Here is a 25,377-nt window from a genome sequence, read left to right as displayed (position 1 = left end):
GTCCTTCGCACAACCGCGACAGTTACGAAATGCAGCCAGTTACGAAATGCAGCCAAGCCAACTACGCCACGATCTACAACCAACTACGAACCGCAGCCAGTTACGCTTCCAACATTTCCCGTGCACGCCGGTGCTGAGAAACTACTTCATACGGTCCAGAAACCAATTGTTCGCGCAGTATCTGTTCAATTCCACGATGTACAGCTTGTGCATACTGCTGCGATGCTCGCACTACGGAGCGCTTATGCCAATTGCGTGCGAGCCACCACACTGCTAAAGCAATAGCGACTCCCCCGGCACCCATGCCCACACGTACCGGAACCTCAGCGGAAGGAAAGCCCACTGCAACGCCGATACAGCCCGCCGTCACCAGCATAAACGCGAAAAACATCGCAAGCCACAGCGAAGTTCTTGAAATCTTGGGCAACGCGACTTCCTTCAACGCATGGCCCACAGAACGCCGTAGTCGTTCGGCCCCAGACACATTCGCTACTACCGCTTCGCGCCATTCCGGTGGCAATGCTTCGCTTACATAATTCGTCCATGCATCTCTGATCGCCACGATCATCGTATGTGAAGGCTGGTCGGGCGCAACGAGCGCCGTGTTCGTCACTTTCCCACCGGCGTCGGCGATTGAGGCGACGACGGCGGGCACACCCGAAGCCCGGACAACCCGGTCGACGATCTCCTCGAAAGCCTGCCCTTCCAGCTCGGGCTCCTTCGGCGCCAAGTAACGAGCAACACGCTGTGAAATAGCATCGATCTCGCTCAATGCTGTTTGCGCTGCCAGTGAGCTCGCCTGCACCGCTTTCTCAAACTCCTGATGGACGGGTTCTAGCCCGATCCTATGCAAAGCTGAAACCGGATATACCGGCACATCTCCTAAGCCATCCTTGCGCAATAATGCACGCAAATCTTGGAGCAAATCAGCAACGCGCTCACTCGGCACGGTATCAATATGGTTGAGCACCACGATCATCGAATCGCTTCGCTGACGCAGATTTTCGAGATACTGCTGGTGCAAAATTTGGTCGGCATATTTCTGCGGATCAAGCACCCACACCAGCACGTCAATCATAGGGATTAGCTTTCCTACCAGCATCGAATGTGCCACGCGGATTGAATCGTGATCCGGCAAATCGAGGAGCACTAGCCCGTTCAACTCTGAGTCGTCAACGAGCACGGAATTATGACTAATGCGCCTGCTTGGCTCCACACCAAGGTAGTCCAGCAAAGTTGTAGTATCGATCCCCCATGTACACGCCGTAGCACGTTCAGTGGTGGGACGCAGTTCGCCGGCATCAGCAAAATCGAAGCCAGTTATCGCATTGAACAGCGTAGACTTCCCCGATCCAGTACCTCCCACCAGCGCCGCAACCGTTATACCCGCACCAAATTCGGTCCGTTCACGCACCTGAGCAAGATCTTGTCGTGCACGCTGGATTACGGCGAGATTTACGTAGTTTTCACAAGCGTCAAGCGCTTCAGTGAGCGCGGCTAACCGATGTTTGACTCTCGCATCGTCGTCTCCGGCGGTGACTCTCACGTCGTCGTCTCCGCCAGCGGCCGACGCCGAATGCTCACCGCGCGCAATATTTTCTTTCACGAGATCCCTCACTTCACATAATTCAATAACTCGCCGGCACGCAAGCGCAATACTGTACTATCGCCAAAATTGAGTTCGTCAAGTGGCGAAGTATATACAGCTACCAGTGAATCCAATGCTTCTCGCACGACTTTTGCAAGTATCGCACGCGCTTCCCACGCACTCTTTTCCATACCGAGCGATACTGCCACCTTCATCGCGCCCGCAATGCCTCCAGCGGCAGATCCGATTATCGCCGCATTTCCTGCCGGCCCAAACCACGCATTTTGCGGTGCCGTTTTACCGAGTGCAGCAAGTTGCGTCTTCCACTGAGCGAGGGCGTCTTGCACGATTGCTTCACGATTGAGTTTTTCCTGTGCGGCAGCAAGAAAATCGCGGGTATCGACGACGTCGTTGCGCCACGCGTCGTTGATAGCGTTTTCCGAGGCTACTAAGCCTTGCGTCAATGCGACCTGTGCCGAGGTGAGCACTGAGTCAAAAAGAGTCGTTGCGGCATTATCGCGCGCTTCGGTGCGCTTTTGAAATATGCTCGGCTTTTTGCCAGAGATGAGCGAGGATAGCGGACCGCCAGTTGACGCAAGCGACAACCATGCCGTTGTTGGTGCGCCCTGACCAAATCGCCCCGCCGAAATATTAGTTGCTAATTTCTCGATTGGCGCCTGCGCCCCTTCAACCGCTTTATCTTTCAAATCGACGATAGCATTTTCCTGCATCTCCACCACGTCAGCAAGATTGAGCAAATCTGCACGTAAGATCGGCAACGTTGCGGCGGTTGTGCGATCAACTAGCGTGTTTCCCATCCGAGATTTGGCAATTGCAACAAGCCATGCTCGCAGTTCCGACACCGTCGCTGGTGGCAGCATTCCCACCATTGGCCCTTGATCAGGAATAATAAAGAGAGGGCTGTCTTCAAGACCCAAGGCGACCATACGTTGCGCGAGGTCACCACGCACAGGCTTCATAGCGCGTTCGGAAACTCGGTTGAGCACAACACCGCATGTCAAGCCGCGTTTATGCGCCATATCGAGAATCGCCCACGCGAGTGCATCGCCGTAACGTGCCGCCGTCGTCACAAATAACCACAAATCAGCAGAATCTAGCAAACGGTTTGAAAGCTCGCGATTGGCGTCCTCTACTGAGTCCAAATCGGGCGCATCTATAACCACGATTCCTGGCAACGCGTGTTCGCTTACCTTATAGGTGCTAAAACTCTTAAGAATGTGAGTGTCCATAACCGAAGCATCGCTCGGATGAATGAGCGCAACCGGAACTCGCGTCGTTGGCCGCAGCACCGACGCCTCCGTCACCTCTGCCCCAACCAACGAATTGACGATCGTCGATTTTCCAGCGCCCGAAGAGCCACCCAACACAATAATTGCAGGCAGATTTGACGATTCAAGATGCGGTAAAATCCGAGCTTCCAGCTGCGTGATTAATTTTTGACGTGCAGCTTCGATCTCGTATGTGCCAGGCAAATCGAGCGGCAAATTAGTTGCCCGCAAAACCTGCAAAGTGCGACGCACGAGATGGGCCAATTCAGCGCGATCAATAGGAACATTACTCACTCTTCTATTTGTACCCCATTTTCGTGGATTATGTTTCTCATCGGCCATCTTTACGGCGCGAATTTACCTAGTATGTTGCGATTTTTCTGATATGTTCCGCTAGGTGTTTCGTACGCCCAACGCATCGTCGCGTTTGTTTCGGATTAGGCTCAGTATGACGACGTCGTACGCGCAGCCTGTTGCGTAAGCGCGGTTTCTTACGACCTTGGGTTTTTGGGAGAAAGATTCGGCATTAGCCAGATAACCACACGCACAACACACCTAGTTAGCGGTTTGCCGGCAAAAACGGTAAATTAGTGATGGATTTCGTCCTTGCCTCCATAGCTCAATGGATAGAGCACCAGACTTCTAATCTGTAGGTTGTGGGTTCGAGTCCCGCTGGGGGCGCTTATCTCCCACCGAAATAGCTTTTCGGTGGGAGATTCTTATTTGCCGATTTGATAGGCTAGTTCGGTGAGTAATTTTTCTGCGCAAAATACGCCTATTGTTTGGATCGACTGTGAAATGACCGGTCTCGACCTCGACGTCGATGCTCTCGTTGAAATCGCCGTCGTGGTTACCGATGCGGAACTCAATCCGCTCGACACTGGCCTTGACCTCGTCATTCGCCCGTCCCAAGCAGCCGTTGAACATATGAATCCTTTTGTTCGTAACATGCATACCACTACTGGTCTAATTGACGAGTGGGACGAGGGCTTGAGCATGGAAGAAGCCCAGGCACAGACTCTTGCCTATATAAAGCGTTTTGTTCCGGATGCCGGAAAAGCCCCGCTGGGAGGCAATTCCGTTGGCACGGACCGCACCTTCTTGGCCCGCGACATGCCTGAGCTCGTGGATCATCTTCACTACCGAGTAGTCGATGTGTCATCCATCAAGGAACTCGCAAAACGTTGGTTCCCACGCACATACTTTGCCTCCCCAGAAAAGACTGGAAATCACCGCGCATTGGGAGATATTTACGATTCTATCGATGAGATGCGTTACTACCGTTCAGTGCTCTTACCCCACGGTGAAGGGCCGACTTCCGAGGAAGCGCGCGCACTAGCAGCAGAAATCACTAAAGATTTAACTGCCGATCGTGCACAACGCGCACACGAAAAACTTAAGAACTGATGCAAGTTTGAAACTTAGGCCGTGTACTTAGGAGCTTATGCAAGCGCTAGCTGGGTGATTTTTTGGTGGGCTACCGCGCTTGTATGGGCGTGGCTGCCCACCAAATCGCTTGTTGATGCGCCTAGTTTACAGACGCAGCTTGCATGCGCGTCGTCGTAAAACGGCCGATTAGGGCGAACGGACGAACGCAGCACCCAAGCTCGGCCGAGCGTTCTGCAAGCTCAAGACAACGCAAAAGGCTCGTCTTTCGACGAGCCTTTTGGTTTCGTACACCGCCTGGGACTCGAACCCAGAACCCTCTGATTAAGAGTCAGATGCTCTGCCAGTTGAGCTAGCGGTGCGCAACGTGTTATAGCTTAGCGAACCAAGCAGAAAATTTGCAAGCTAACTCCATCAATCAAGCCTGTGACCTCAGGCACAACGACTCTCGTGCATGAAGAATTACCATTTTCCCAAAAGTCAGCGTCACATCGCATTTTATATCTCAGACCGATAAACTAAAGTCGAATTCCATATTCAAAAGCTATCTTGAAGAGGAAAAGCGTGTCTACACCTATCGTTACGCTCGCAACGAGCTCACAGTTCCCCAATCTTGATCCAGACGAACAAGGTTTGCCCGACGCTCTACGCGAGCGCGGAATTGAACCACGCATTGCCGTTTGGGACGACCCAAGCGTCAATTGGGACGACGCCGGCGTCGTCGTCGTGCGCTCAGTGCGCGATTACGCCCTGAACCGGCAGAAATTCATCGATTGGGCGCGATCGGTACCACGCATCCTCAATTCAGCTGAAACGATGGCTTGGAACACTGACAAGCACTATCTCCAAAGCCTTGCCAAGCGCGGCCTTCCAACCATTCCAACAATCTGGCTTGAACCGGAACAAAACCTCAGTAAGCAACAGATACATTCGCGTTTCCCAGCTTCTGGCGATTTTGTTGTCAAACCGACCGTGTCATCGGGCGGTCGTGGCACCGGCCGTTACACCTCTACAGACGCTGCATCCCGCTCTGAGGCGATAGACCACGCCATGTATGAACTTTCCGAGGGACGCTCAGTTATGGTGCAGCGATACTTGGACGTCATCGACCGTCAAGGCGAGACTTCGCTTATCTACCTCAACGGATTGGCTTCATACCAGGTAGAAAAGGAGCCAATGCTCCACCCACGTTTCCGCTCCGCCAAGGACTCACACGTAGTCGACGAAGTCGCACATCTTGCCGACGCCTCTGAAGAAACCTGGCGTTGGGGCGAACAAATCCGCAAGGCCTTGCATGGATACATCAAAGACGTAACCGGCCGTGATGAGCTTTTGCTTTTCAATCGCGTTGACATTGTGCGTGGCGACGAACAATCAGATTCAGAGTTCTACGTGATGGAAGTTTCACTGATTGACGGCTCACTTTATCTAGGTTCCGACGACGATCTTGTCGGTCGTTTCGCAGACGCAATCCAAACACGCATTTCTTGGTAAAACAGATAATCAGCTGAGCAAATACGTTGATTGCTGTAGTCGCGCACGATTTCAAACGTGGCCATAGAAGCCAAATACGTGCGCGACTACCGCATAAGTTCACAACTTCAGTTCTCAGCAACTACCAGTGGTGACACTGATCACGGAGCGGAAATTATTCCCTCGACACAAATACTTGATATAGTTTTTATTCGTTGCGAAAGCACACATGGTGGCTATAGCTCAGCGGTAGAGCACCTGGTTGTGGTCCAGGGGGTCGCGGGTTCAATCCCCGTTAGCCACCCCAATAAAACATCAGCGTCCCCGTGGAGCTGGTGTTTTTCATTTCTTGCCCGAGGAACTCATGTACAGTAGTTGCGAAAATCGCCCCTCAAATCCAAGCCATCAACAATGAAACCGCCTAAACAGGTAAACTTGATCTGTGGCTAGTTACTCCGAAAATCCAAATTTCTGCACCTCTTCGCCCTCGTCGAAGCCTGCACCTACGTCTGCAGCACTCAACGTCATTCTCGACGCACTCGAGGATAGCCACGGAATAATTCCACAACCCGATGCCATTCTTGAGGCTTTCACCACCTGGGTAAATTCCACTGGAAAGACGATGTATCCTCATCAAGAGGAAGCTCTTTTAGCTATCGTCAGCGGCGAACACGTCATCGTTGCCACGCCCACCGGATCGGGAAAATCCTTGATAGCGATGCAAGCGCTCTTCGCTGCGCTCGCCACCGGCCGCACAGCCTATTACACTGCGCCGCTCAAAGCTCTCGTTTCGGAAAAGTTCTTCGATCTCATTGATCTTTTCGACGCTCAAAACGTCGGAATGGTCACTGGTGACTCTTCTATCAACGCCGACGCACCGATCATCTGCGCAACAGCCGAAATCTTGGCAAATATCGCGCTCCGTGAGGGAGAAAGCGCAGATGTAGGCGTCGTCGTCATGGACGAATTCCACTTCTACGCCGATCCACAGCGCGGGTGGGCATGGCAGGTTCCGCTCTTAGAGCTACCACAAGCGCAGCACATCTTGCTCTCTGCGACCCTCGGCGACACGAGCTTTTTCGTCGAAGATCTCGAAAAACGCACCAATCGCAGCGTAAGCGTGGTGGACGACGCCGTGCGCCCAGTTCCATTGCATTTTACGTGGTCTGTGGATCCGATACACGAAGTTATTCAAGATCTGGTGGCAACGCATATGGCGCCGGTGTACGTGGTCCATTTTTCGCAGCGAGAAGCTGTTGCCCAAGCGCAATCATTGCTTCCGATGTCGCTAATTTCGAAAGAACAAAATGCCAAAATTGCTCAAGCTTTGGGAAACTTCAAATTTGGTGCAGGCTTTGGCCAGGTACTTTCTAAACTTCTCCGCTCCGGCATAGGAGTTCACCATGCAGGGCTTTTGCCACGATACCGCCGCCTTGTTGAAAAACTCACGCAGCAAGGTCTACTGAGCGTAGTGTGTGGAACTGATACTCTCGGCGTCGGTATCAACGTGCCTATTCGCACGGTACTCATCACCTCGCTGGCAAAATTTGACGGCAATAAAATGCGACACCTCACTGCCCGCGAATTCCATCAAATTGCTGGTCGCGCTGGCCGCGCAGGTTTCGACACCGTCGGTTACGTGGTGGTGCAGGCGCCCGAACATGAGATTGAGAACGCCCGTCGCATCCGCAAGGCAGGCGATGATCCGCTCAAGCAAAAGCGTGTGCAGAAAGTGAAGCCGGAGGAGGGAAAGCTCCAGTGGTCAGAGAAAACATTCGAACAGTTGCGTGAGAAAAAACCTGAAACACTGCGTTCACAACTACGCATCAACCATGCAACAATCCTCAACCTCATGCAACGCCCTGATCCAGTGGCCGCAGCAACTCACCTGCTCACCGCCAATCACGAGCCGAAAACCGCGCATAACCAGCTCATTCGTCAGGCAATAGAGATTTACAGCTCGTTACGACTAGCAGGCGTAATCGTGCACGAAAATCGGCAGTGGCGGGCCGCTCATCCAGGCGAACCAGCACTGCGCTTTGCGAAAGAAGTTCCTTCCGATTTCGCACTCAATGCACCTTTATCTCCTTTTGCGCTGAGTGCCTTAGAGCTCCTTGACCCTCTTTCGCCAACTTACGCACTCGACGTCGTCTCGGTGATTGAGGCCGTCCAAGAAGAACCTACAGCCGTGCTCATTGCCCAGAAAAAGGTATTGAAAGGCGAATTGATTGGCAAGCTCAAAGCACAAGGAGTGGAGTATAACGAGCGTATGCAGCTCACCGATGAAGTCACGTGGCCGATGCCGTTAGCGGATTTACTACAACCGGCGCTGGAGATTTACGCACAGACCAATCCTTGGGTAAAGAGTCATGATCTGAGTCCGAAGTCTATTGTGCGAGCGATGATTGAGGACGCGATGACGTTCTCAGAATTCGTCTCCCGCTATGATTTATCCAGATCAGAGGGGGTATTACTCCGGTATCTCACCGATACCTACCGCGCTATGCGCCAGATCATCCCTCTCGACGCTCGCACCGATGAGCTTGCAGAAATCATCTCCTGGCTCGGGCGTTTGGTGCGTTCCATCGATTCTTCTTTGCTCGACGAGTGGGAAGCCCTCGCCGATGGCCGCATCACTACCCAAGAGTTGGCGATGCTTGAGGCTAACGATTCGAGCGACGGCGAAGAGGGAGCGTTCGGCGCAGACGAAAATGGTCACGTACTATTCACCCGCAATAAACACGCACTTCGCACGGCAATTCGAAATACACTTTTCAGTGCAGTGAGTGCCTTTGACCGTGAAGACTTCGATTTCCTCGCCGAGTTAGATGCTGGCACACACTGGGGTTACGAGCGTTGGGCTGACGCCGCTGATGCCTATTTTGACGAATATAACTACGTGGGCACAGACACGAAAGCACGTTCTGAACAGTTCTTCCAGATTCTCGAGGATCCTTCCCTAGCCGACTTGATCCAAGCTGGCGCCGACGAGGAATTTGCTAGCGAGGTTCTCGAAGCTCACCTACCGGGTCGCTTGTGGCTTGCGATCCAAATAATCGACGACGGCAATGACGATCTCGCTTGGGCAATCTGGGCAATCATCGATCTCGATAAGTGCGACGAACGTGATGCCCTCGAACTACGCATCATTAACGTTGGCCCACGCTAGGCACGGACCACCGCGCAGAAACATTTAAGCAGAAGTATTGAAAGAGAGCGAAATAATGGACAGCATCGATATCGAAGGAAATATTTGCGCAGTTCGTAACCGCATCCGAGCTGCTGCCCTCACCGCAGGCCGTGATCCTAAAGAAATCAAACTCATGCTTGCCGCTAAATACCAACCCGCCGCACATATCATGCGCGCACTCGCCTGCGGAGAAACTTTATTAGGGCACAATTTAGTGCATCAGCTCGAAGAATCCGAGCGCGATCTACTCGCGCTCAACGCTCCGCCCCACACGACTACCGTCATCGGGCACGTTCAATCAAATAAGCTGAGCACGGCAATGACCTACGCGCAGCGGATCGACACCGTGGACAGCCTCAAATATGCCCAGCGTATCAACCGGCGGCAAGAAGCACGCTGCGCTACAGGCGAGGCCGACGCGCCATATCCCATATTGCTTCAAGTTAATTCTTCCGGAGCTACCACCCAGTTTGGATGTGAACCAGATAAGCTACTTGAGCTCGCACAAAGCGTGGTATCTCTCCCCTACGTTACAGTGCAGGGCTTGATGACTATTGGTGCCAATTCCCCAGATCCCGACGCCGTTGCCACAAGTTTCGCTACTACCCGCAAGCTTTTATCTGAGATGAATCAAATTGACGGACTTGAAAACGCAGGGGAACTTTCCATGGGAATGACCAGCGATCTTGAACTAGCAGTTGCGCACGGTTCAACACTTGTTCGCGTCGGAACCGCAATTTTTGGTGCAAGAAATGTTTAGGAAAACTGCTTGACTGAATTTAAGCGAAATCTTTGAACCGCGTGAAAAGGATATTTCTTTAAGAGGGCCCGGACTCCGTTGTCCGGGTTATGTCTCTACTGCTAGAGTAACGACACTTAACCTGGATCACAAATTAATTACCGGCTTTGAGAAATGGTGCGATTTTCAATTCAACATATTTCAATGCTCAATTATTTTAACCGCACATTAGACGGGAATATATACTTCAAAATGTTCTCCTGAAAGCCAGGAACACTAAGATAACGGCTCGTCAGTGAACAGTTAGACCACGCGCGCGGAAAATTTCCCGCACAGCTTCGGTATCTTCGTTTGACGGCGGGACGACGTCGTCAAGTTCGTATTCCATCCCCAGCGTCTCCCACTTGTCGCGGCCCATCTGGTGAAAAGGAAGAACTTCAACGCGTTCTACAGACTTCCAAGCGCTCACAATATCCGCAACTGCGTTCACATTCTCTGGTGAATCGGTCAAGGTAGGCACAAGAACAAAGCGAATCCAAATCGGCTTACCAGCATCTGAAAGTCGCTGTCCGAAACGAAGCGTAGGCTCCAATTCGCGACCCGTCGTCTTCTTATAAACCTCAGGGATACCACTCTTGACGTCGAGAAGTACTAAGTCGAGATCGTCCATCATTGTATCTGTGAGGGCAGTACCGAGGAAGCCGGAAGTGTCAATGGCGGTATGGATTCCCATTTCTTTGCATCCGCGCAATAATTTCGCCAAAAAAGCAGGTTGGAATAACGGCTCCCCACCAGAGAAGGTGACTCCACCGCCCGTCGCCCGAAAAACTGAACGATAACGCGAAATGCGTGCCAGTAGATCCTCTGTACGAACTGCTGTGCCGTCCCGCATCTTCATCGTGTCGGGGTTATGACAATATAAGCATCGCAGTGGGCAACCTGCGAAAAAGGTAGTCATGCGCGTACCTGGACCATCAACCGCAGTGACCAGCTCCCACGAGTGCACTGATCCTACTTCGCCAGCACGAACCGCCATCATTTGCTCCGTGTGGCTCATGTGCCCAGCAAAGGTAACGCCGGAAAGTCCAGCGCCACCAAGGCGCGGAACTTCGATTTCAAGCGGTTCGGGGCGGTACTCCCCTGTTGATCCCTCAGTTGCCCGAGTTTTTAACAAAGTCATACCGCCCCGATCCTTAAAGTTGCTTTTTGTTTGCCGCCACACTTAAATGCAGCGGCGATGCGTCACATTCCTTCGTGGAAGGTGCGCGAGATTACGTCCATCTGCTGCTCGCGAGTAAGACGCACGAAGTTCACTGCGTAACCAGAAACACGCACAGTGAGCTGTGGGTACTTCTCAGGATGCTCCATGGCGTCCTCGAGAGTATCACGGTTGAGCACGTTGATATTTGCATGGTAAAGCCCCTGAATGCCACCCTTGGCTTCACGGCTTGCCTTCATTGAGGCTTCACGCTCTGCGTATGTTTTTGTTGCCATGAGATTCTCCTAAACGGTTTTATTAAATATGTTTTTCCCAATACCGATTTTAGTTGCTTGGCAACATATTTCTACTGCCAAGCAACGTGTTTTCGGACTCAGTCTTGCTTAATGAAGCCAGCATCCATGATGCCGACCAGATTTTCGATCTGCTCCTGTTGGGTGCGTCCCAACGAGGAAGGAACAATAGTGTTGGTCAAGGAAATACCGTCCAGAGCGTCGTCGTAATCGAGCTTTCCTACCGAAAGCATCGAGGCGAGCATGCCGTGGGTGTCCGCACCATTTTCAGGGTTTGCACCTGGAGCGAATGGCGTTCCTGCGCGGTGACCCGATGGGAAGTTTCCAGTTGCCTTGCCATAGACCACGTTTGAGGTAATCGTAAGAACCGACTGCGTTGGAATAGCATCACGGTACATCGGGATGGCCTTGATCTTGCTCATCACGGTGTGAACGATGGTAGCAGCAATATCATCTGCACGATCGTCGTCATTTCCGTAACGTGGGAAATCGCCTTCCGTCTTATAATCAACAATCAGACCGGTTTCGTCGCGGATCGGCGTGACCTTGGCATACTTAATAGCCGAGAGCGAATCTGCAACGATCGAAAGACCTGCGATTCCACAACCCATCGTGCGAACGATATCGGAGTCGTGCAAAGCCATTTCCATAGCTTCGTAAGCGTACTTATCGTGGCTGTAGTGGATGATGTTGAGGGCTTCAACATAGGTACCGACTACCCAGTCAAGCATGTCCTCATACTTTGCCCACACCTCGTCGAAATCGAGTTCGCCATCGCTTTCGATTGGCGAATAGCCCTCGACGATCTGCTTGCCGGACATCTCATCGCGTCCACCATTCATGGCGTACAAAAGAGCCTTTGCAGCATTGACGCGAGCGCCGAAGAACTGCATCTGCTTACCCACGCGCATTGGCGAAACACAGCATGCGATAGCAGCGTCGTCGCCCCAATGGCAACGAATCTGCTCATCTGCCTCGTACTGGATTGACGACGTTTCAATCGAAACGCGAGCACAGAAGTTCTTGTAACCAACTGGAAGCTGATCCGACCAGAAGATCGTGATGTTTGGCTCCGGTGCTGGGCCAAGATTCATGAGAGTCTGGAGGAGGCGGAACGAAGTCTTGGTAACAAGAGTGCGGCCGTCTTCCGAGAAGCCACCGTCGGACCATGTTGCCCAATACGGATCGCCTGAGAAGATCTGATCGTAAGCCTCGGTGCGCAAGAAACGAACGATGCGCAACTTGATAACTAGGGCGTCGATGATTTCCTGAGCCTCGGATTCAGTGAGAATTCCGCGCTGGAAGTCACGCTCGAAGTAGACATCGAAGAATCCAGAGAGACGACCGAAGCTCATTGCTGCGCCGTCTTGGGACTTCACCGAAGCCAAGTAACCGAAATAGGTCCACTGCACTGCTTCTTTAGCGGTGGTAGCTGGCTGTGAGATATCGAAACCGTAACTTTCCGCCATACGCTTGAGCTTCTTGAGAGCCTTGATCTGCTCTGAATGCTCTTCGCGGTAACGTGCCCAGTGCTCAGAGAATGGCTGATCGGCAACTGAATCGCGCGCTTCGATCTTCTCGTTGATGAGGTAATCGACGCCGTAGAGAGCGACGCGGCGGTAGTCGCCAATGATGCGGCCACGCCCATAGGCATCTGGCAGGCCGGTAATAATATGCGACGAGCGAGCAGCACGAATACGCGGCGTGTAAATATCGAAAACACCTTCGTTGTGGGTCTTGCGATACTTGGTGAAGATTTCCTTAACGCGCGGGTTAATCTCCTTACCAGCTTCGTTAATTGCTGCCTCAACCATGCGCCATCCACCATTAGGCATCATGGCACGCTTGAGAGGCACATCCGTTTGCAAACCAACGACGACATCGTCGTCTTCCGAAATGTAGCCTGGACCGAAGGCATCAACATCTGCTGGGATATCGACGTCGACGTCGTACACACGCTTTTCACGCTCAACCGAAAGATACTTCTCATCAAGCGTCTTCCACAGATTGAGGGTTTTTTCGGTGGGACCAGCCAAGAAGGAATCGTCACCCTCGTACGGGGTGTAATTCTCCTGGATAAAGTCACGGACATTAATTTCTGATTTCCAAGTTTCTCCAGCGAAACCTTCCCAACCAGCAAATTGCATTTCATTTACCGATGTTTGACCTGCGTTCACGCTCACAGCGCTTCTCTCCTTAGATAAAGTTTTATCTGTACTTCCATACTAGGAAGCGGCTGGCGAAGTTACTAAAGCTCAGACGCAAATCACATTCTCATATTGCCACATTTGGGACATTTCGGACAGGGTGAAATTTTACATTTGTTCTAACGGGACTAATGACCCTTCGGGCGCTTGACGCTCATCACAAACACTGCGATATTTCCCCATAACATCAGCAATTTTCAACAATCACCGAGCATAGGTTGGTAGCTAGGACTTTTTGTGATCTGGATCAATACGGAAACTTAACAATTTCAAGCTAAACATGTGGGCACTGTCGAGATTGTTAAGCCCCGCGACCCCGTAATCAGCAATCTATCGGATTGTGAGCCTCACGCGATCTACCGGAATTTCATTTGCCGCAATCGGGCGCGATTCCATTGCGCATCAATCCACAGATATAACCGTCAATCAAGGCTTCCCATGACGCTTCGATAACGTCCACTCCTACGCCAACGGTGGTCCATTCACCGGCGTCGTCTTTCAAAGTAATCAAGACGCGCGTAATAGCAGCCGTACCACGAGTAGAGTCAAGAATACGAACTTTGAAATCGACGAGTTCGAAAGAATTGAGCAAAGGATAGACGTTCTTTAGCGCAGTTCTCAGCGCGGAATCAAGAGCGTCTACAGGTCCCACTCCCTCACCAATGCGCATAATTCTCCGCCCGCCAGCATGGATTTTCACATTAGCTTCAGAGTACGTTTGCGAGACATTGTGAGCTTGTGTTGCCACATGTGTAGACCACGATTCAATCTCGAAATAGCATGGGCGCTCACCAAATACTATCTCTCGGATAAGCAGCTCGAAAGACGCATCGGCGGCATCATAGGTATATCCTTGTGCTTCGGCCGCTTTCACTCGATCCGTGATCTGAGCCAATGCAAATTTATTGCTGCTCAAGTCAATACCAAATTCACGTGCCTTGAGCTCAATCGATGCTCTACCTGCCATATCAGAAACAAGCATTCGCATATCATTTCCCACCACCATCGGATCAATATGCTGGTAGAGATCGGGGTTTATCCGAATCGCGGAAGCATGGAGACCCGCCTTGTGAGCGAATGCAGAAACGCCAATATAGGGCTGACGCCGAGCAGGAGAAATATTGGTAATTTCCGAAACCGCATAGGCAACTTTCGACAAATTACTCAGTTGAACCTCGGTAACCAACTGATACGGCGTCTTGATTTGCAGATCAGCTACGCACGTGATGAGGTTGGCGTTTCCAGTGCGCTCACCGTAGCCGTTTACTGTGCCTTGGATTTGCCGGCATCCCGCATCCACCGCCGTGATCGTATTGGCAACTGCACATCCGCCGTCGTCATGAGCATGAATTCCCAAGTTAGGCGCGTCAATACCACTGTCGCGCAAACGATTTCGAAGATCACCAATCGTCGCAGCAATACGAGACGGCAACGTACCACCATTAGTGTCGCATAAAATTACCCAGCTGGCGCCGGAACTAAGCGCTGCAACCGCCGCCGACGTTGCATACTCAGGATCAAAGGCAAAACCGTCGAAGAAATGTTCAAGATCGATCATCACTTCCCGGTTCAGGCTTCGCAAATACTTCACTGATTCAGTGATCATGCGTAAATTTTCGTCACCAGTGGTACGTAATGCCTGTTCAACATGTCGAATATCAGACTTCGCCACTAAGCACAGGATCGGCGCCTCGGATGCGATCAAGGCTTGGATTTGTGGATCGTCGTGCGGAGCTACTCCCACTTTGCACGTTGCACCAAAAGCTACCAATTGTGCAGTTTGCAGTGGATTCGCTGCTCTTACGCGGGCAAAGAATTCGGTATCGCGAGGAATAGCACCTGGCCAGCCGCCTTCAATATAATCTGCTCCCATGGCTTCAATAATCGGCAGCAACGCCAATTTATCGGCAACAGACAGATTCATCCCTTCCTGCTGCGCCCCGTCACGCAAGGTCGTATCGTAGACGAACACCTTTTCTGTCATGTTTTACCTCAATTAGTAACTGCACGAATAACATCTGCACGAATGTTTCCGCAAGAACGGTTTTCTACGCGAAATCTGCCTTGGAATCCACTAGCCTTGGAACCCACTCCAAGGTTAGTTGAAAAATTACCACTTCACAGCGCGAAATCTATCAAGCGAGTTGATAGAGCCACCCAAATGAGTCCTCTTTATTGCCCAGTTGGATTGATGTCAATTCATCATATATATGACGCGTAACCGTATTGTTCGGAAGAGAGAGGTCAAAATTCTCACCGGCAATCCGCCCAATCGACGTAACAACGGCAGCCGTGCCACAGGCAAACATTTCTTGGATTTCGCCTGCTTCGATCCCCTCGCGAAGCGCGGCAAGACTGATCGTACATTCATCCACCGCCGTTCCCTGAGCCTCTAAGAAACGAATAATCGATGAACGCGTAGCGCCAGGCAAAATATTGCCCGTCAATTGTGGAGTTTTGACGCTTCCATCTTTGAGCACCAAAAAAACGTTCATTCCCCCCAGTTCGTCAAGATTCGAGTTCGTTGCTGCATCCAGGAACAGTACCTCATCAAATCCGCGATAGTGAGCATCAATTTTAGGCAGCAAAGACGACGCATAGTTACCGCCCGTCTTAGCGTCTCCCATTCCTCCAGGACCCGCTCGGTGATACTTCTGATCAACCCACACCTCAATCGGCTTAAATCCATTGGTGAAATAAGGACCAGATGGCGAAGCAATAACCACATATTCGTAACGAGTTGCTGCTCGCACTCCCAAGAAAGATTCAGATGCAAAGATAAATGGACGCAGGTAGAGCGAAGCGCCTTGACCGGTTGGTACCCATCGTTGATCAGCGCGTACTAAATCAACTATCGATGCAATAAAATCCTCAATTGGCAGCTCCGGAATAGCCAAGCGTGCACCAGAATAATTGAGCCGTGCACCGTTATAACTTGGACGGAAAGTCCAGACCGTTCCGTCGTCGTGCCTATACGCTTTGAGGCCTTCAAAAATTTCCTGGCCATAATGTAGTACCGACGCACCCGGATCTAGCGCGATCGAACCATAAGGTTCGATTACTTTGTTATGCCAACCAGCATCGGCAGTCCAGGTGGCACGTGCCATGTAATCTGAAAAATCCACGCCAAACCCGAGGTTGCCCATAATCTTTCCATACTGCGCATCAGTTTTGCGGTGGTCATGATGTTGCAACACAAATCGACCGGCCAGCTCGGATGCTGCCGGTAGCTCACGTCCAGCAATCTTTTCAAGATCCGTTTCTTGATGTGCCATTTCATTCACCTCTCCATTGATGCGCATTCGCAACTATGAACTCGTCTCGGTACGTTTTCATTCTACTGCGACGCTACCGCCAAAAATCGTGACCATACGATCAGAGCAGATTCAAAATATCGCGCCCAATTTGCGTCGTACTGCGCTGTAACTTCTTTCCTTCAGCAGCTGGTTTCGCGCGCTGCGCCATGTCAGCTTCAACTGCAGCGTTGACGCTCTGTGCCAATTGCGGATGCCCCAAGAAATCGAGCATCATCGCAACAGAAAGAATCGTCGCCGTCGGATCAGCTTTCCCAGTTCCAGCAATATCAGGCGCCGAACCATGAACTGGTTCAAACATCGACGGAAACTCGCGCTCCGGGTTGATATTTCCCGAGGCAGCAAGGCCAATACCTCCAGTAATGGCTCCTGCCTCGTCGGTGAGAATATCCCCAAACAGATTGTCGGTCACGATCACGTCGAAACGTTGTGGATCGGTGACTAAATAAATTGTGGCGGCGTCCACGTGAATGTAATCAGTAACGACGCTCGGGTACTCACGTCCCACCCGCTCCACCGTGCGGCGCCACAGATGCCCTGCATGAACCAAGACGTTGTGTTTGTGAACCAAAGTCAGTTTATTGCGCCTGTTCACAGCCTGTTCGAATGCAAAACGAACAACTCGTTCAACACCGAAAGCAGTATTAACCGAGACTTCGGTGGCCATTTCTTGCGGAGTTCCGACGCGAATTGCGCCACCATTTCCGCAGTACAATCCCTCAGTTCCTTCACGCACCACCACAAAGTCCACACCGCGCGGATTTGCGAGCGGGCTGACGACGCCGTCGTAATAACGTGAAGGACGGAGATTTACGTAGTGATCCAGTTCGAATCGGAGTTTGAGTAGCAAGCCACGCTCGAGGAGTCCAGAAGGCGTGGACGGATCACCCACCGCACCCAGCAAAATCACATCTTTGCGTTTGATGCTCGCCAGATCATCGTCGGAAAGAACATCCCCGGTGCGATGCCATCGAGAAGCTCCGAGATCATAGCATGTTTCGTTAAGTACAATGCCTGCACGATCCGTTACCGCGCGAAGAACTCGCAAGCCTTCGGCTACAACTTCCGGGCCAATTCCGTCACCAGGAATCACTGCTAAATCAATACTTTGCGCCATATCGAAAGCCTAGACTAGCGACCACACTACGGAATATTAATTTCAAAATATGAGAAGCGATTTTTAACCATTTTTTGACTTTTCTGTAATTCGTGATTTCATTATGTTAATAAAACGAATATGAGAATAATAGGCACTAAAATGAGTCACATATCTAAAAAGACAAAGTTCCACGCAGTTCTTGCTGCATGCACAGCTGCCCTGATTGCGTCTCCGTTCGCATTTTGCGGCGATATTGCACATGCAACACAAACTCCGGCAGGAACGACGTCGGTACCAGTAGTTGCGAACAGCGGCAAGAGTAACGGCAGCGATCAGTGGGGCTATATCGGCGAAATCGATACCCAAAATGGCACCGGAACAGTGTTTACGTACGGTCTGGCTTTCGACCCCACCGATCAATCGCTGGTTGTAACTGACTCTGGAAAAGTACTTTCCAGTAGGTTCGGATGTTTCATCGTCGGTAAGTCTTCGCCATGTCAGGTAGGCACCCCACAAATCTTTGATTACCCACTCACGTCCGCAGCTCAAAGTGCCACCAGCGAGAAATCCTTCTCTGATTACTTGGTCGATGGCACATACTCGAGCTTGGCTCCAGGGACAGCAAATGGGGCGAATGCCGGTCTGGGCAAGCGATACGTTGATCTCGCCAATCGTAATACCGTCACATTTCCCGCCAACGAACAGCTTGTACACGGCCCGCGTGGTGCAACTTTCACCGCCGATGGCACAGCTTGGATCGTTGACTCCGAGGCTGTAGCGCCACTATCGGGTTTACCCGGAGCAATCAAACGATTCGGCCAAGACCTTTCAAGCAGTCTGGGAGGAGCAGGCTATCGCCAGGCAACGGGCACGGACTCGTGGGCAAATAAAGACAAACCCGGTATGCTGCAATACTCCGTGGGAATAACAACCACACCGCAAAATACGGTATTGGCAAACACAGAAGTTAGTAACTACATACAAGAATTTAACGCTGACGGTACATTTAAACGCACCATTAAACTCAATTTACCTCCAGGCACGTACGACGCAAGCGATTCTGGTTTTCGAGATCCCTACGGAGTCGCTGTAGACCCAGTAGATTCGAGCATGTATATCGCGCTGGCTGAATTCAAACTTGACTCAGCACGCTGGAAAGACAAGCCAATCTTCATTGAAAAGCGCGATAAAGACGGGAAACTCCTCTCCACCTTCGGGCAAGGACACCTCGGTGCAAACGATGTAGTGTTCAACGTCGTCGTTGAGCCCAAGACTCGCGACGTCTACGCATGGACAGGTAGCGGGAATATTCAGCAGTTCACGAAAGACGGCGTGTGGGTACGCGAGTTTACAGCCGCAGAATTTCCTGGTCTGAGCACGGTACGCGATCTTGTGTTTGATGCGAACGGACGTATGTACATTTCAGTTGCCGAGGGAACCTCCAGAACGCGCGTTATGATACTTGGAAAGACGCCGTCACCCATCGTCAATTCCCAAGCTCAGTGCTCAGCGGATAACGGCGGAACAGCCGCGTTGAACTGGTCAAGCGATTCGGCTAACGCAACCCCGTACCAACAAACAGACATATTGGACTATGTGGTAGAAAAGCGGCTGAAAGGAACGACGGACTTCGCCGTCGTCGCAAAAACAACCGCTTCAACTGAAACCTCCCGAACACTCACAGGACTTGGCGACCCTTACCAATACGAATACCGCATTTCGGCGTGGAATGAAGCAGGAAATTCCGACACCCAGATTGTTTCTTGCGATATTAAGAAGAGCGGTGTGAGCGTTGCGGATCCTAAAGGCGGAATTTACACTGCTCAGTATTCCATTGATGTAATGAATCCAAGCTCGTCTGAGACGCGCACATACGACCCAATTGTGGACACTCCTGACTTTACTCAAGGGGTAAAGGTAGTAGGCGCCTCGTACACTTTGACGGCTGCCGATGGCACCAAACTGAGTGGCGATCTAGGCTCTGCCGCTCCATTCAAGCTGGGCTCGACACCGCGGACTATTGCGGCAAACGGAACGGATCACTACACCGTCGCTGTTCAGTACCAGCTCACGGAATCTATCGACCAGCCAAGCAAATGTGGAACGACGCCGACTGCCGGGCAAGGACTTTTCAACACAGCAACGCTGGTGTGGACGACGAACGGTACAGCTACAGCAAGTTCGTCCAGCTCAGCTTGCTTGAATCCGAGTACGGTGGTGGAAGCTGTGCCTACACCGCCCGTGACTGTTGAGCCGACGCCGCCAACACCCGTTCTCGATGGTGACTCCAGTGCGAGCGCGCCAGCTTCGAAGTTGGCAAGCACTGGAGGCGCAGATATCAATGCATGGGCAGTACTTGGTCTTATGTTGGTCTTTGGTGGCGGGGTTATGACCGTAATCGGAGGCGCTGCCAGACGCCGGGCGTTGGCGGTTTAACCATGCTGGCCTCGCGATTTAATATTTCACAAATCAATACAGAAAACAGTTGACAATTCAAAGTATTCGAACTTATGATTGATCCATAACTGATTCTCAGTAAGCTACGCCACGTTTGCGTAGTCGAATGCTAAAAGCATTTATTGCTTAATCGGGCGCCATGGGCGCCCGATTTGCATTTCCGATCAGATATTCAACAACTTACCTTACAAAAGTCACACATTTGCAAAAGATATTGTGAATAATAGTTGTATGAAGACAATGAATTATAACGTCGGCGTTGACGTTGGAACGAACTCTGTTGGTTTATGTGCACTCGAGATCGGCGAGAATGGCCTTCCGACTCGAATCCTAAATTCTGTTGTTTATGTGCATGATTCTGGCGTAGATCCAGAGCAGCGTAAGAAAGCAATTACACGACTGGCCACAAGCGGCGTTGCACGACGTACACGACGCCTATATCGGCGTCGTAAGCAAAGACTCCGCGCATTGGACGATTTCCTTACAGCAAAGGGATACCCAATCATAAATCTCGAAGAAATCGCTGACCCTCACGCTCCTTGGCATATTCGCGCCAAACTTGCTCGTGAAGAGCTGCCTGCTGATGAATTCCCTTCAGCGCTTTCTATCACACTTCGCCATATGGCAAGGCACCGCGGATGGCGCAGCCCGTACGCAAGTGTGAAGTCACTGCATTTGCCCGCTGCGGATTCTGAAGAGTTCAAGAAATTAAAGGAACGACTTACTGAATACAACGGCGTTATGCCTGACGAAGATGCCACTCCAGCCGAAATCATCGCCGATATGATTGCGGACTATACGAAAGTACGTGGCGAGGGCGGCATTCTCGGAGGCAAACTCCGTCAATCTGACAACGCAAATGAACTACGGAAGATTGCCGCAAAACAGGGCATATCAACAGAAGACATCAATGACATCATCGATGTAGTATTCGATGCAAAATCACCAGTGGGTAGCGCAGCGTCTCGCACAGGAAAAGATGAACTACCAGGCCAACATCATCTCCCCCGCGCAGAAAAAGCGCACCCCGCTTTCCAAAAGTATCGCATCGTGTCAGTTGTAGCGAACCTGCGTATTCGTGAAGACGCCGGAACCACACGTTCGCTCACCAAAGACGAGCGTCTAAAAGTGGTGGAATTCCTTATGGAAGCTTCTAGTGACGACGCCGTAACATGGACGGACGTAGCAGAACTGCTCGGCGTCGTCCGCGATAATTTGGAAGGAACTGCAAAAGAAGGACCTGATGGCGAACGTCCTTATGCAAAACCTCCTGTTAACGTGACGAACCAGCGGATTGTTAAAGCAAAACCTAAGGCTCTGTCACTATGGTGGCAAGACGCTTCTGAAGACGAGCGCGCAGCATTAATTGCGTTGATGTCCAACGCGGACATTCTCGAAGACGATGCTGATGGAGCTGAAGCAGCGCAGAGTTTCCTCGCAGGATTATCTGATAAAGAGTTAGAAGAGCTCAGTGGGGTCGACTTGCCGGCTGGCCGTGCCGCGTACTCTGTGGACTCGTTGACGCGCTTGACAAATCGCATGCTTAACGAAGGTATAGATCTTCATGAGGCACGCAAAGCAGAGTTTGGAGTCGACGATTCATGGAAACCATCCGCTGATCCCATCGGCTTGCCAGTTGGAAATCCGGGCGTCGATCGAGTATTGAAGATCGTCAACCGGTGGCTGACGAGTGCTATAAAAGAATTTGGCTACCCGAACGTCGTCAATATTGAGCATATGCGTGACGGCTTCGTGTCGGAAAAAATGGCGCGCGAATATGAACGTGAAAACGGCAAGAGAGCTGAGCGAAACCGTAACATCGTTGAGCAGATCCATGCTGATCAAGGTTCAGGGCGCGTGCGAAAGTCCGATATAACCCGATACCTTGCAGTAAAACGCCAAAACTGCCAGTGCGCATATTGTGGCGCCCAAATTTCAATGAACGACTGCGAAATGGATCATATTGTTCCACGCAAAGGCGTGGGTTCGACCAATACGCGTAATAACTTGGCGGCAGTCTGTATCTCATGCAACCGCTCGAAGGGCAACATCCCGTTCCGAGTCTGGGCGCAACAAAATCCTAACCCAGAAATCACACTTGCAAAGGCGGTTGATCGTGTTAAGCATTGGCACTATGAAGAAGGATTGAGCACCAAGCAGTGGAACAATTTCAAGAAAGATGTAATAGACCGCCTGTCACGCACAAGTGAGGATCCTGAACTCGATAACCGGTCAATGGAATCTGTTGCCTGGATGGCTAACGAGCTCCGCCACCGCATTGAGTATTTCCTCAAACAGGAAAACCCCAACTCAAAGGTAGGAGTATATCAAGGAAAAATTACTGCACAAGCTCGTAAAGCATCAGGTTTTGAAGATCGCGTTGAGATGATTGGCGGCGGCGGCAAGACTCGCTTGGATCGGCGTCATCATGCGATGGATGCGGCTACTATTGCATTAATGTCTCCTGGTATCTCGAAAACACTTGCTGAGCGTATCAACCTCCGAGATACCGAGCGGATGCTTCGCAAGGCTGAAACATGGAAAGAATACCGCGGACGATTTGATGGAGCTAAGCAGAGCTTTGGCGAATGGATAAATAAGATGGATCGGCTATCTTTCTTGTTTAATGACGCGCTAGCAACGGACTCCATTCCTGTTATGGAGAATCTACGGCTCGGGCTCGGGAACGGACGAGCTCACGACGATAGCATTCGAAAGTTGACTTATAAGGAAGTCGGCTCGGCATGGACAACAACTGAAATTGACCGCGCCTCAAGTGAAGCTCTGTGGTGTGCGCTCACACGCTGCGAAGATTTTGATGCGAAAACTGGCTTACCGGAAAACGACACACGCCAGATTCGGGTAAAGAATGAGTACTTCACAGCGAAAGATACTGTGGGTATTTTCGGCACAGGAGCAGCTGCTATTGCTGTTCGTGGAGGCTATGCAGAAATTGGCAATACTATTCATCACGCACGTGTCTACCGTATCAATGGAAAGAAGCCAGTTTTTGCGATGGTTCGCGTATTCATGTGCGATTTAATCTCGCACCGCGGTGAGGATCTCTTCAACGTGGAACTCAAGCCACAAAGCATCTCAATACGCGCTGCTGAACCGAAGATTCGAAAGGCGCTGGCGGACGGCACAGCTGAATACCTCGGTTGGCTGGTAGCTGGTGATGAGATGGTTATTGATATTAGCAATCCGAAACTAATTTCTGGACAGATAAAGGAAATGTTGGATGATTTCCCAGGTCAGAATAGATTTAGGGTGGCTGGGTTCTATTCGAATGCAAGACTCAGATTACGTCCTGCAATGCTCTCAGCAGAAGGATTAAAAGATCAACATTGCGAAAGTTCGTACAAAATTATTGACGGCGGTGGTTGGTTTCCTGCAATCAACGTTATCTGTCAATACGGAAGTCCTCATGTCATTAGGAGGAGCGCACTTGGTGTTCCACGAACGCACTCGAAACACGGCCTTCCAGAATCATGGCACGCCTAAATGCGGAGCAATGGAGGATCCTCGATTTTTCAAGCTTTCAAGGGAAGGTTTCGCCTGATCGAGGATCTCTCCTTATTACGCCTGACGGCGGCGATGCCGTTAGGGTTCCTACTGCTGACGTTGGAATCGTTTTTATCGGTGTAAACACACGTTTTTCGGCTGGTGCGCTTCACCGGTTATTTGGAGACGATGTTTCGGTGATCTTCTGTGACTGGAAAGGCGTACCAATTGGTGGTGCTTATGCTTGGAGTGAACACAGCAGGGTTGGTGCTAGGCAGATTGCACAGATGGAAAGCTCATTGCCACGGCGTAAATCTGCGTGGGCAAGCGTGGTTAAGGCCAAAATCCTCGGACAGGCGAACGTACTAGACTTCTGTAGAAGACCAAACGCAGGATTGCTACGTAGACTTGCTAAGGAATTAAAATCAGGCGATTCGTCCAATAATGAGGGACAAGCAGCTAGAATCTATTGGAGTTCTTTGTGGGGCGACGAAGGGTTTCGTCGTCAACCCGGCGTGCGAGATGACGTATTTACATCAAACGCTTTGCTCGATTATGGATACACCGTGCTGCGCGGCCATGCAATGAGAGCAGTGCTCTCTGCTGGGCTCACTCCAGCACTAGGGATGTTTCATCGCGGGCGATCAAATAACTTCAATCTTGCGGACGACCTCATAGAGCCTTTCCGTCCTGCCATTGACGCATGCGTAGCATCAACGTTGTGCAACGAATCGATCGACTCCAAAGAAGCTCGAAAAGAGTTAGTCCAAGTTGCCGGCGATAGTTTCGGCGAAAGCGGAAACTCAATTCCTGCGGAACTAGTAAATCTGGCACAACATTACGGTCAATACCTAGAAGGCGATATCAATAAGCTCTCTATAAATGTGTGGAAACCCACACTAACGCTCGGGATCTACGATGGCGAGTGAACCAATGTGGTGCGTTGTCATGTTTGATCTTCCAACCAAAACAGCGCAAGACAAACGGGAGTACTCACGTTTCAGAAACTCCCTGCTAGATATAGGTTTTTCCCGGGTTCAATATAGCGTTTATGCCCACTATTCCCCTACCGGACTCATTGGCACTCGACTCGTCAAAGCGATTAAAGCGAATCTACCCGTCGGTGGCGAAGTTCGTATCTACCATTTGACGGATAAGCAGTGGGCAAAAGCTATCCGTTTTTCCAATCATCATGAAGAACTTCCCGATCCAGAACCCGAACAATTGATGATTTTTTGATTGAAATGGCGCCAGAAAGTGGCTTTCTGGCGCCATTTTCTAACTCTCCTCAAGTCTATCAGGGAGTTAGGTAACTGATTCCCAGCCAGACGACATAAGAGTGTCAAAACTCTTCAAGTCTATCAGGGAGTTAGGTAACTGATTCCCAGCCATGATCCTTCCTCCCCTAAATCTGATTCAAGTCTATCAGGGAGTTAGGTAACTGATTCCCAGCGCTTTCTCATTCCATTCGAGCGCGTCAACAAGTCTATCAGGGAGTTAGGTAACTGATTCCCAGCGAATCGATTTACGCACTGCCAAGCGTGGCAAGTCTATCAGGGAGTTAGGTAACTGATTCCCAGCGCTTTCTCATTCCATTCGAGCGCGTCAACAAGTCTATC

At 51.0% G+C, this 25,377-nt stretch carries 16 protein-coding genes, 3 tRNA genes and 1 CRISPR repeat array (1 of these 20 only partly in view); of the genes, 10 read left to right on the top strand and 9 right to left on the bottom strand.

What is annotated here, in order from left to right:
• Positions 1 to 100 precede the first annotated feature (100 nt).
• Together EZJ44_RS07520 and EZJ44_RS07515 are read right to left on the bottom strand one after the other, a co-directional pair.
• Positions 101 to 1,606 (bottom strand): GTPase, encoded by a 1,506-nt coding sequence (locus tag EZJ44_RS07520; RefSeq protein ID WP_165496148.1) that lies wholly within the window; start codon positions 1,604 to 1,606, stop codon positions 101 to 103.
• A gap of 8 nt (positions 1,607 to 1,614) precedes the next feature.
• Positions 1,615 to 3,171, bottom strand: coding sequence for a GTPase (locus EZJ44_RS07515; RefSeq protein ID WP_165496147.1), 1,557 nt, complete (start codon positions 3,169 to 3,171; stop codon positions 1,615 to 1,617).
• Between the two features lie 314 nt (positions 3,172 to 3,485).
• Here EZJ44_RS07515 and EZJ44_RS07510 point away from each other — a divergent pair.
• Together EZJ44_RS07510 and orn are read left to right on the top strand one after the other, a co-directional pair.
• A tRNA-Arg gene (locus EZJ44_RS07510) sits at positions 3,486 to 3,558 on the top strand.
• A 66-nt stretch (positions 3,559 to 3,624) separates the two neighbouring features.
• Positions 3,625 to 4,284: an oligoribonuclease gene (gene orn / locus EZJ44_RS07505; RefSeq protein ID WP_277751404.1), complete on the top strand. Its 660-nt coding sequence runs from the start codon at positions 3,625 to 3,627 to the stop codon at positions 4,282 to 4,284.
• Between the two features lie 268 nt (positions 4,285 to 4,552).
• On the opposite strand, the gene EZJ44_RS07500 is transcribed toward orn, so the two are convergent.
• Positions 4,553 to 4,625, bottom strand: a tRNA-Lys gene (locus EZJ44_RS07500).
• Between the two features lie 202 nt (positions 4,626 to 4,827).
• On the opposite strand from EZJ44_RS07500, the gene EZJ44_RS07495 reads away from it, so the two are divergent.
• From EZJ44_RS07495 to EZJ44_RS07480, 4 genes are all read left to right on the top strand, one after another.
• A complete protein-coding gene (locus tag EZJ44_RS07495; protein ID WP_131281943.1) occupies positions 4,828 to 5,757 on the top strand; it encodes an ATP-grasp domain-containing protein in 930 nt (309 codons plus the stop codon).
• Between the two features lie 211 nt (positions 5,758 to 5,968).
• Positions 5,969 to 6,043 (top strand) — tRNA-His (locus tag EZJ44_RS07490).
• Positions 6,044 to 6,262: 219 nt separating this feature from the next.
• Positions 6,263 to 8,905, top strand: a complete 2,643-nt coding sequence (locus tag EZJ44_RS07485) for a DEAD/DEAH box helicase (RefSeq protein WP_241658644.1) — start codon at positions 6,263 to 6,265, stop codon at positions 8,903 to 8,905.
• Positions 8,906 to 8,960: 55 nt separating this feature from the next.
• Positions 8,961 to 9,686 (top strand): YggS family pyridoxal phosphate-dependent enzyme, encoded by a 726-nt coding sequence (locus EZJ44_RS07480; protein WP_131281939.1) that lies wholly within the window; start codon positions 8,961 to 8,963, stop codon positions 9,684 to 9,686.
• A gap of 271 nt (positions 9,687 to 9,957) precedes the next feature.
• Here EZJ44_RS07480 and pflA read toward each other — a convergent pair whose 3' ends face one another.
• The 6 genes from pflA to EZJ44_RS07450 all read right to left on the bottom strand — a co-directional run bounded on the left by pflA (position 9,958) and on the right by EZJ44_RS07450 (position 17,815).
• Entirely contained in the window at positions 9,958 to 10,845 is an 888-nt protein-coding gene (gene pflA / locus EZJ44_RS07475) for a pyruvate formate-lyase-activating protein (RefSeq protein ID WP_131281937.1), read from the bottom strand.
• A 62-nt stretch (positions 10,846 to 10,907) separates the two neighbouring features.
• Entirely contained in the window at positions 10,908 to 11,159 is a 252-nt protein-coding gene (gene grcA2 / locus EZJ44_RS07470) for an autonomous glycyl radical cofactor GrcA2 (RefSeq protein WP_131281935.1), read from the bottom strand.
• Positions 11,160 to 11,257: 98 nt separating this feature from the next.
• Positions 11,258 to 13,324, bottom strand: a complete 2,067-nt coding sequence (pflB, locus tag EZJ44_RS07465) for a formate C-acetyltransferase (RefSeq protein WP_131282080.1) — start codon at positions 13,322 to 13,324, stop codon at positions 11,258 to 11,260.
• A gap of 427 nt (positions 13,325 to 13,751) precedes the next feature.
• Entirely contained in the window at positions 13,752 to 15,368 is a 1,617-nt protein-coding gene (gene cimA, locus EZJ44_RS07460; protein ID WP_131281933.1) for a citramalate synthase, read from the bottom strand.
• Positions 15,369 to 15,519: 151 nt separating this feature from the next.
• The gene (locus tag EZJ44_RS07455; protein ID WP_131281931.1) at positions 15,520 to 16,659 is read right to left on the bottom strand and encodes a branched-chain amino acid aminotransferase; all 1,140 of its coding nucleotides are present in this window, start codon (positions 16,657 to 16,659) and stop codon (positions 15,520 to 15,522) included.
• A 100-nt stretch (positions 16,660 to 16,759) separates the two neighbouring features.
• On the bottom strand, positions 16,760 to 17,815 hold the full coding sequence (locus EZJ44_RS07450; protein ID WP_131281929.1) for a 3-isopropylmalate dehydrogenase: 1,056 nt from the start codon (positions 17,813 to 17,815) through the stop codon (positions 16,760 to 16,762).
• A 141-nt stretch (positions 17,816 to 17,956) separates the two neighbouring features.
• On the opposite strand from EZJ44_RS07450, the gene EZJ44_RS07445 reads away from it, so the two are divergent.
• From EZJ44_RS07445 to cas2, 4 genes are all read left to right on the top strand, one after another.
• Complete coding sequence (locus EZJ44_RS07445) at positions 17,957 to 20,233, top strand: hypothetical protein (RefSeq protein ID WP_131281927.1); 2,277 nt, start codon at positions 17,957 to 17,959, stop codon at positions 20,231 to 20,233.
• A 252-nt stretch (positions 20,234 to 20,485) separates the two neighbouring features.
• A complete protein-coding gene (gene cas9, locus EZJ44_RS07440) occupies positions 20,486 to 23,758 on the top strand; it encodes a type II CRISPR RNA-guided endonuclease Cas9 (protein ID WP_131281925.1) in 3,273 nt (1,090 codons plus the stop codon).
• Positions 23,746 to 24,687 carry a type II CRISPR-associated endonuclease Cas1 gene (gene cas1, locus EZJ44_RS07435; RefSeq protein ID WP_131281923.1) on the top strand — a complete coding sequence of 314 codons (942 nt, stop codon included), beginning with the start codon at positions 23,746 to 23,748 and terminating at the stop codon, positions 24,685 to 24,687. Before cas9 ends, cas1 begins: the two co-directional genes overlap by 13 nt.
• A complete protein-coding gene (gene cas2 / locus EZJ44_RS07430) occupies positions 24,677 to 24,997 on the top strand; it encodes a CRISPR-associated endonuclease Cas2 (protein ID WP_131281921.1) in 321 nt (106 codons plus the stop codon). The genes cas1 and cas2 overlap by 11 nt, the downstream gene beginning before the upstream one ends.
• Positions 24,998 to 25,047: 50 nt before the next feature.
• A CRISPR array of direct repeats spans positions 25,048 to 25,377; the repeat unit is 36 nt; unit sequence CAAGTCTATCAGGGAGTTAGGTAACTGATTCCCAGC; it runs 3,231 nt beyond the window's last position.

The organism is Arcanobacterium bovis (assembly GCF_004331995.1).
Classification (GTDB): domain Bacteria; phylum Actinomycetota; class Actinomycetes; order Actinomycetales; family Actinomycetaceae; genus Arcanobacterium_A; species Arcanobacterium_A bovis.
Note: the sequence above shows the minus strand (reverse complement) of the source record. Positions and strands in the feature narration are given on the sequence as shown.

Bases quoted from the DNA above. Each gene is read 5' to 3' on its own strand.
- EZJ44_RS07455 (WP_131281931.1), bottom strand. From the start codon at position 16,659: ATGGCACATCAAGAAACGGATCTTGAAAAGATTGCTGGACGTGAGCTA.
- cas9 (WP_131281925.1), top strand. From the start codon at position 20,486: ATGAAGACAATGAATTATAACGTCGGCGTTGACGTTGGAACGAACTCT.
- pflA (WP_131281937.1), bottom strand. From the start codon at position 10,845: ATGACTTTGTTAAAAACTCGGGCAACTGAGGGATCAACAGGGGAGTAC.
- cimA (WP_131281933.1), bottom strand. From the start codon at position 15,368: ATGACAGAAAAGGTGTTCGTCTACGATACGACCTTGCGTGACGGGGCG.
- EZJ44_RS07445 (WP_131281927.1), top strand. From the start codon at position 17,957: ATGAGTCACATATCTAAAAAGACAAAGTTCCACGCAGTTCTTGCTGCA.
- EZJ44_RS07450 (WP_131281929.1), bottom strand. From the start codon at position 17,815: ATGGCGCAAAGTATTGATTTAGCAGTGATTCCTGGTGACGGAATTGGC.
- EZJ44_RS07480 (WP_131281939.1), top strand. From the start codon at position 8,961: ATGGACAGCATCGATATCGAAGGAAATATTTGCGCAGTTCGTAACCGC.
- cas2 (WP_131281921.1), top strand. From the start codon at position 24,677: ATGGCGAGTGAACCAATGTGGTGCGTTGTCATGTTTGATCTTCCAACC.
- grcA2 (WP_131281935.1), bottom strand. From the start codon at position 11,159: ATGGCAACAAAAACATACGCAGAGCGTGAAGCCTCAATGAAGGCAAGC.
- cas1 (WP_131281923.1), top strand. From the start codon at position 23,746: ATGGCACGCCTAAATGCGGAGCAATGGAGGATCCTCGATTTTTCAAGC.
- pflB (WP_131282080.1), bottom strand. From the start codon at position 13,324: ATGCAATTTGCTGGTTGGGAAGGTTTCGCTGGAGAAACTTGGAAATCA.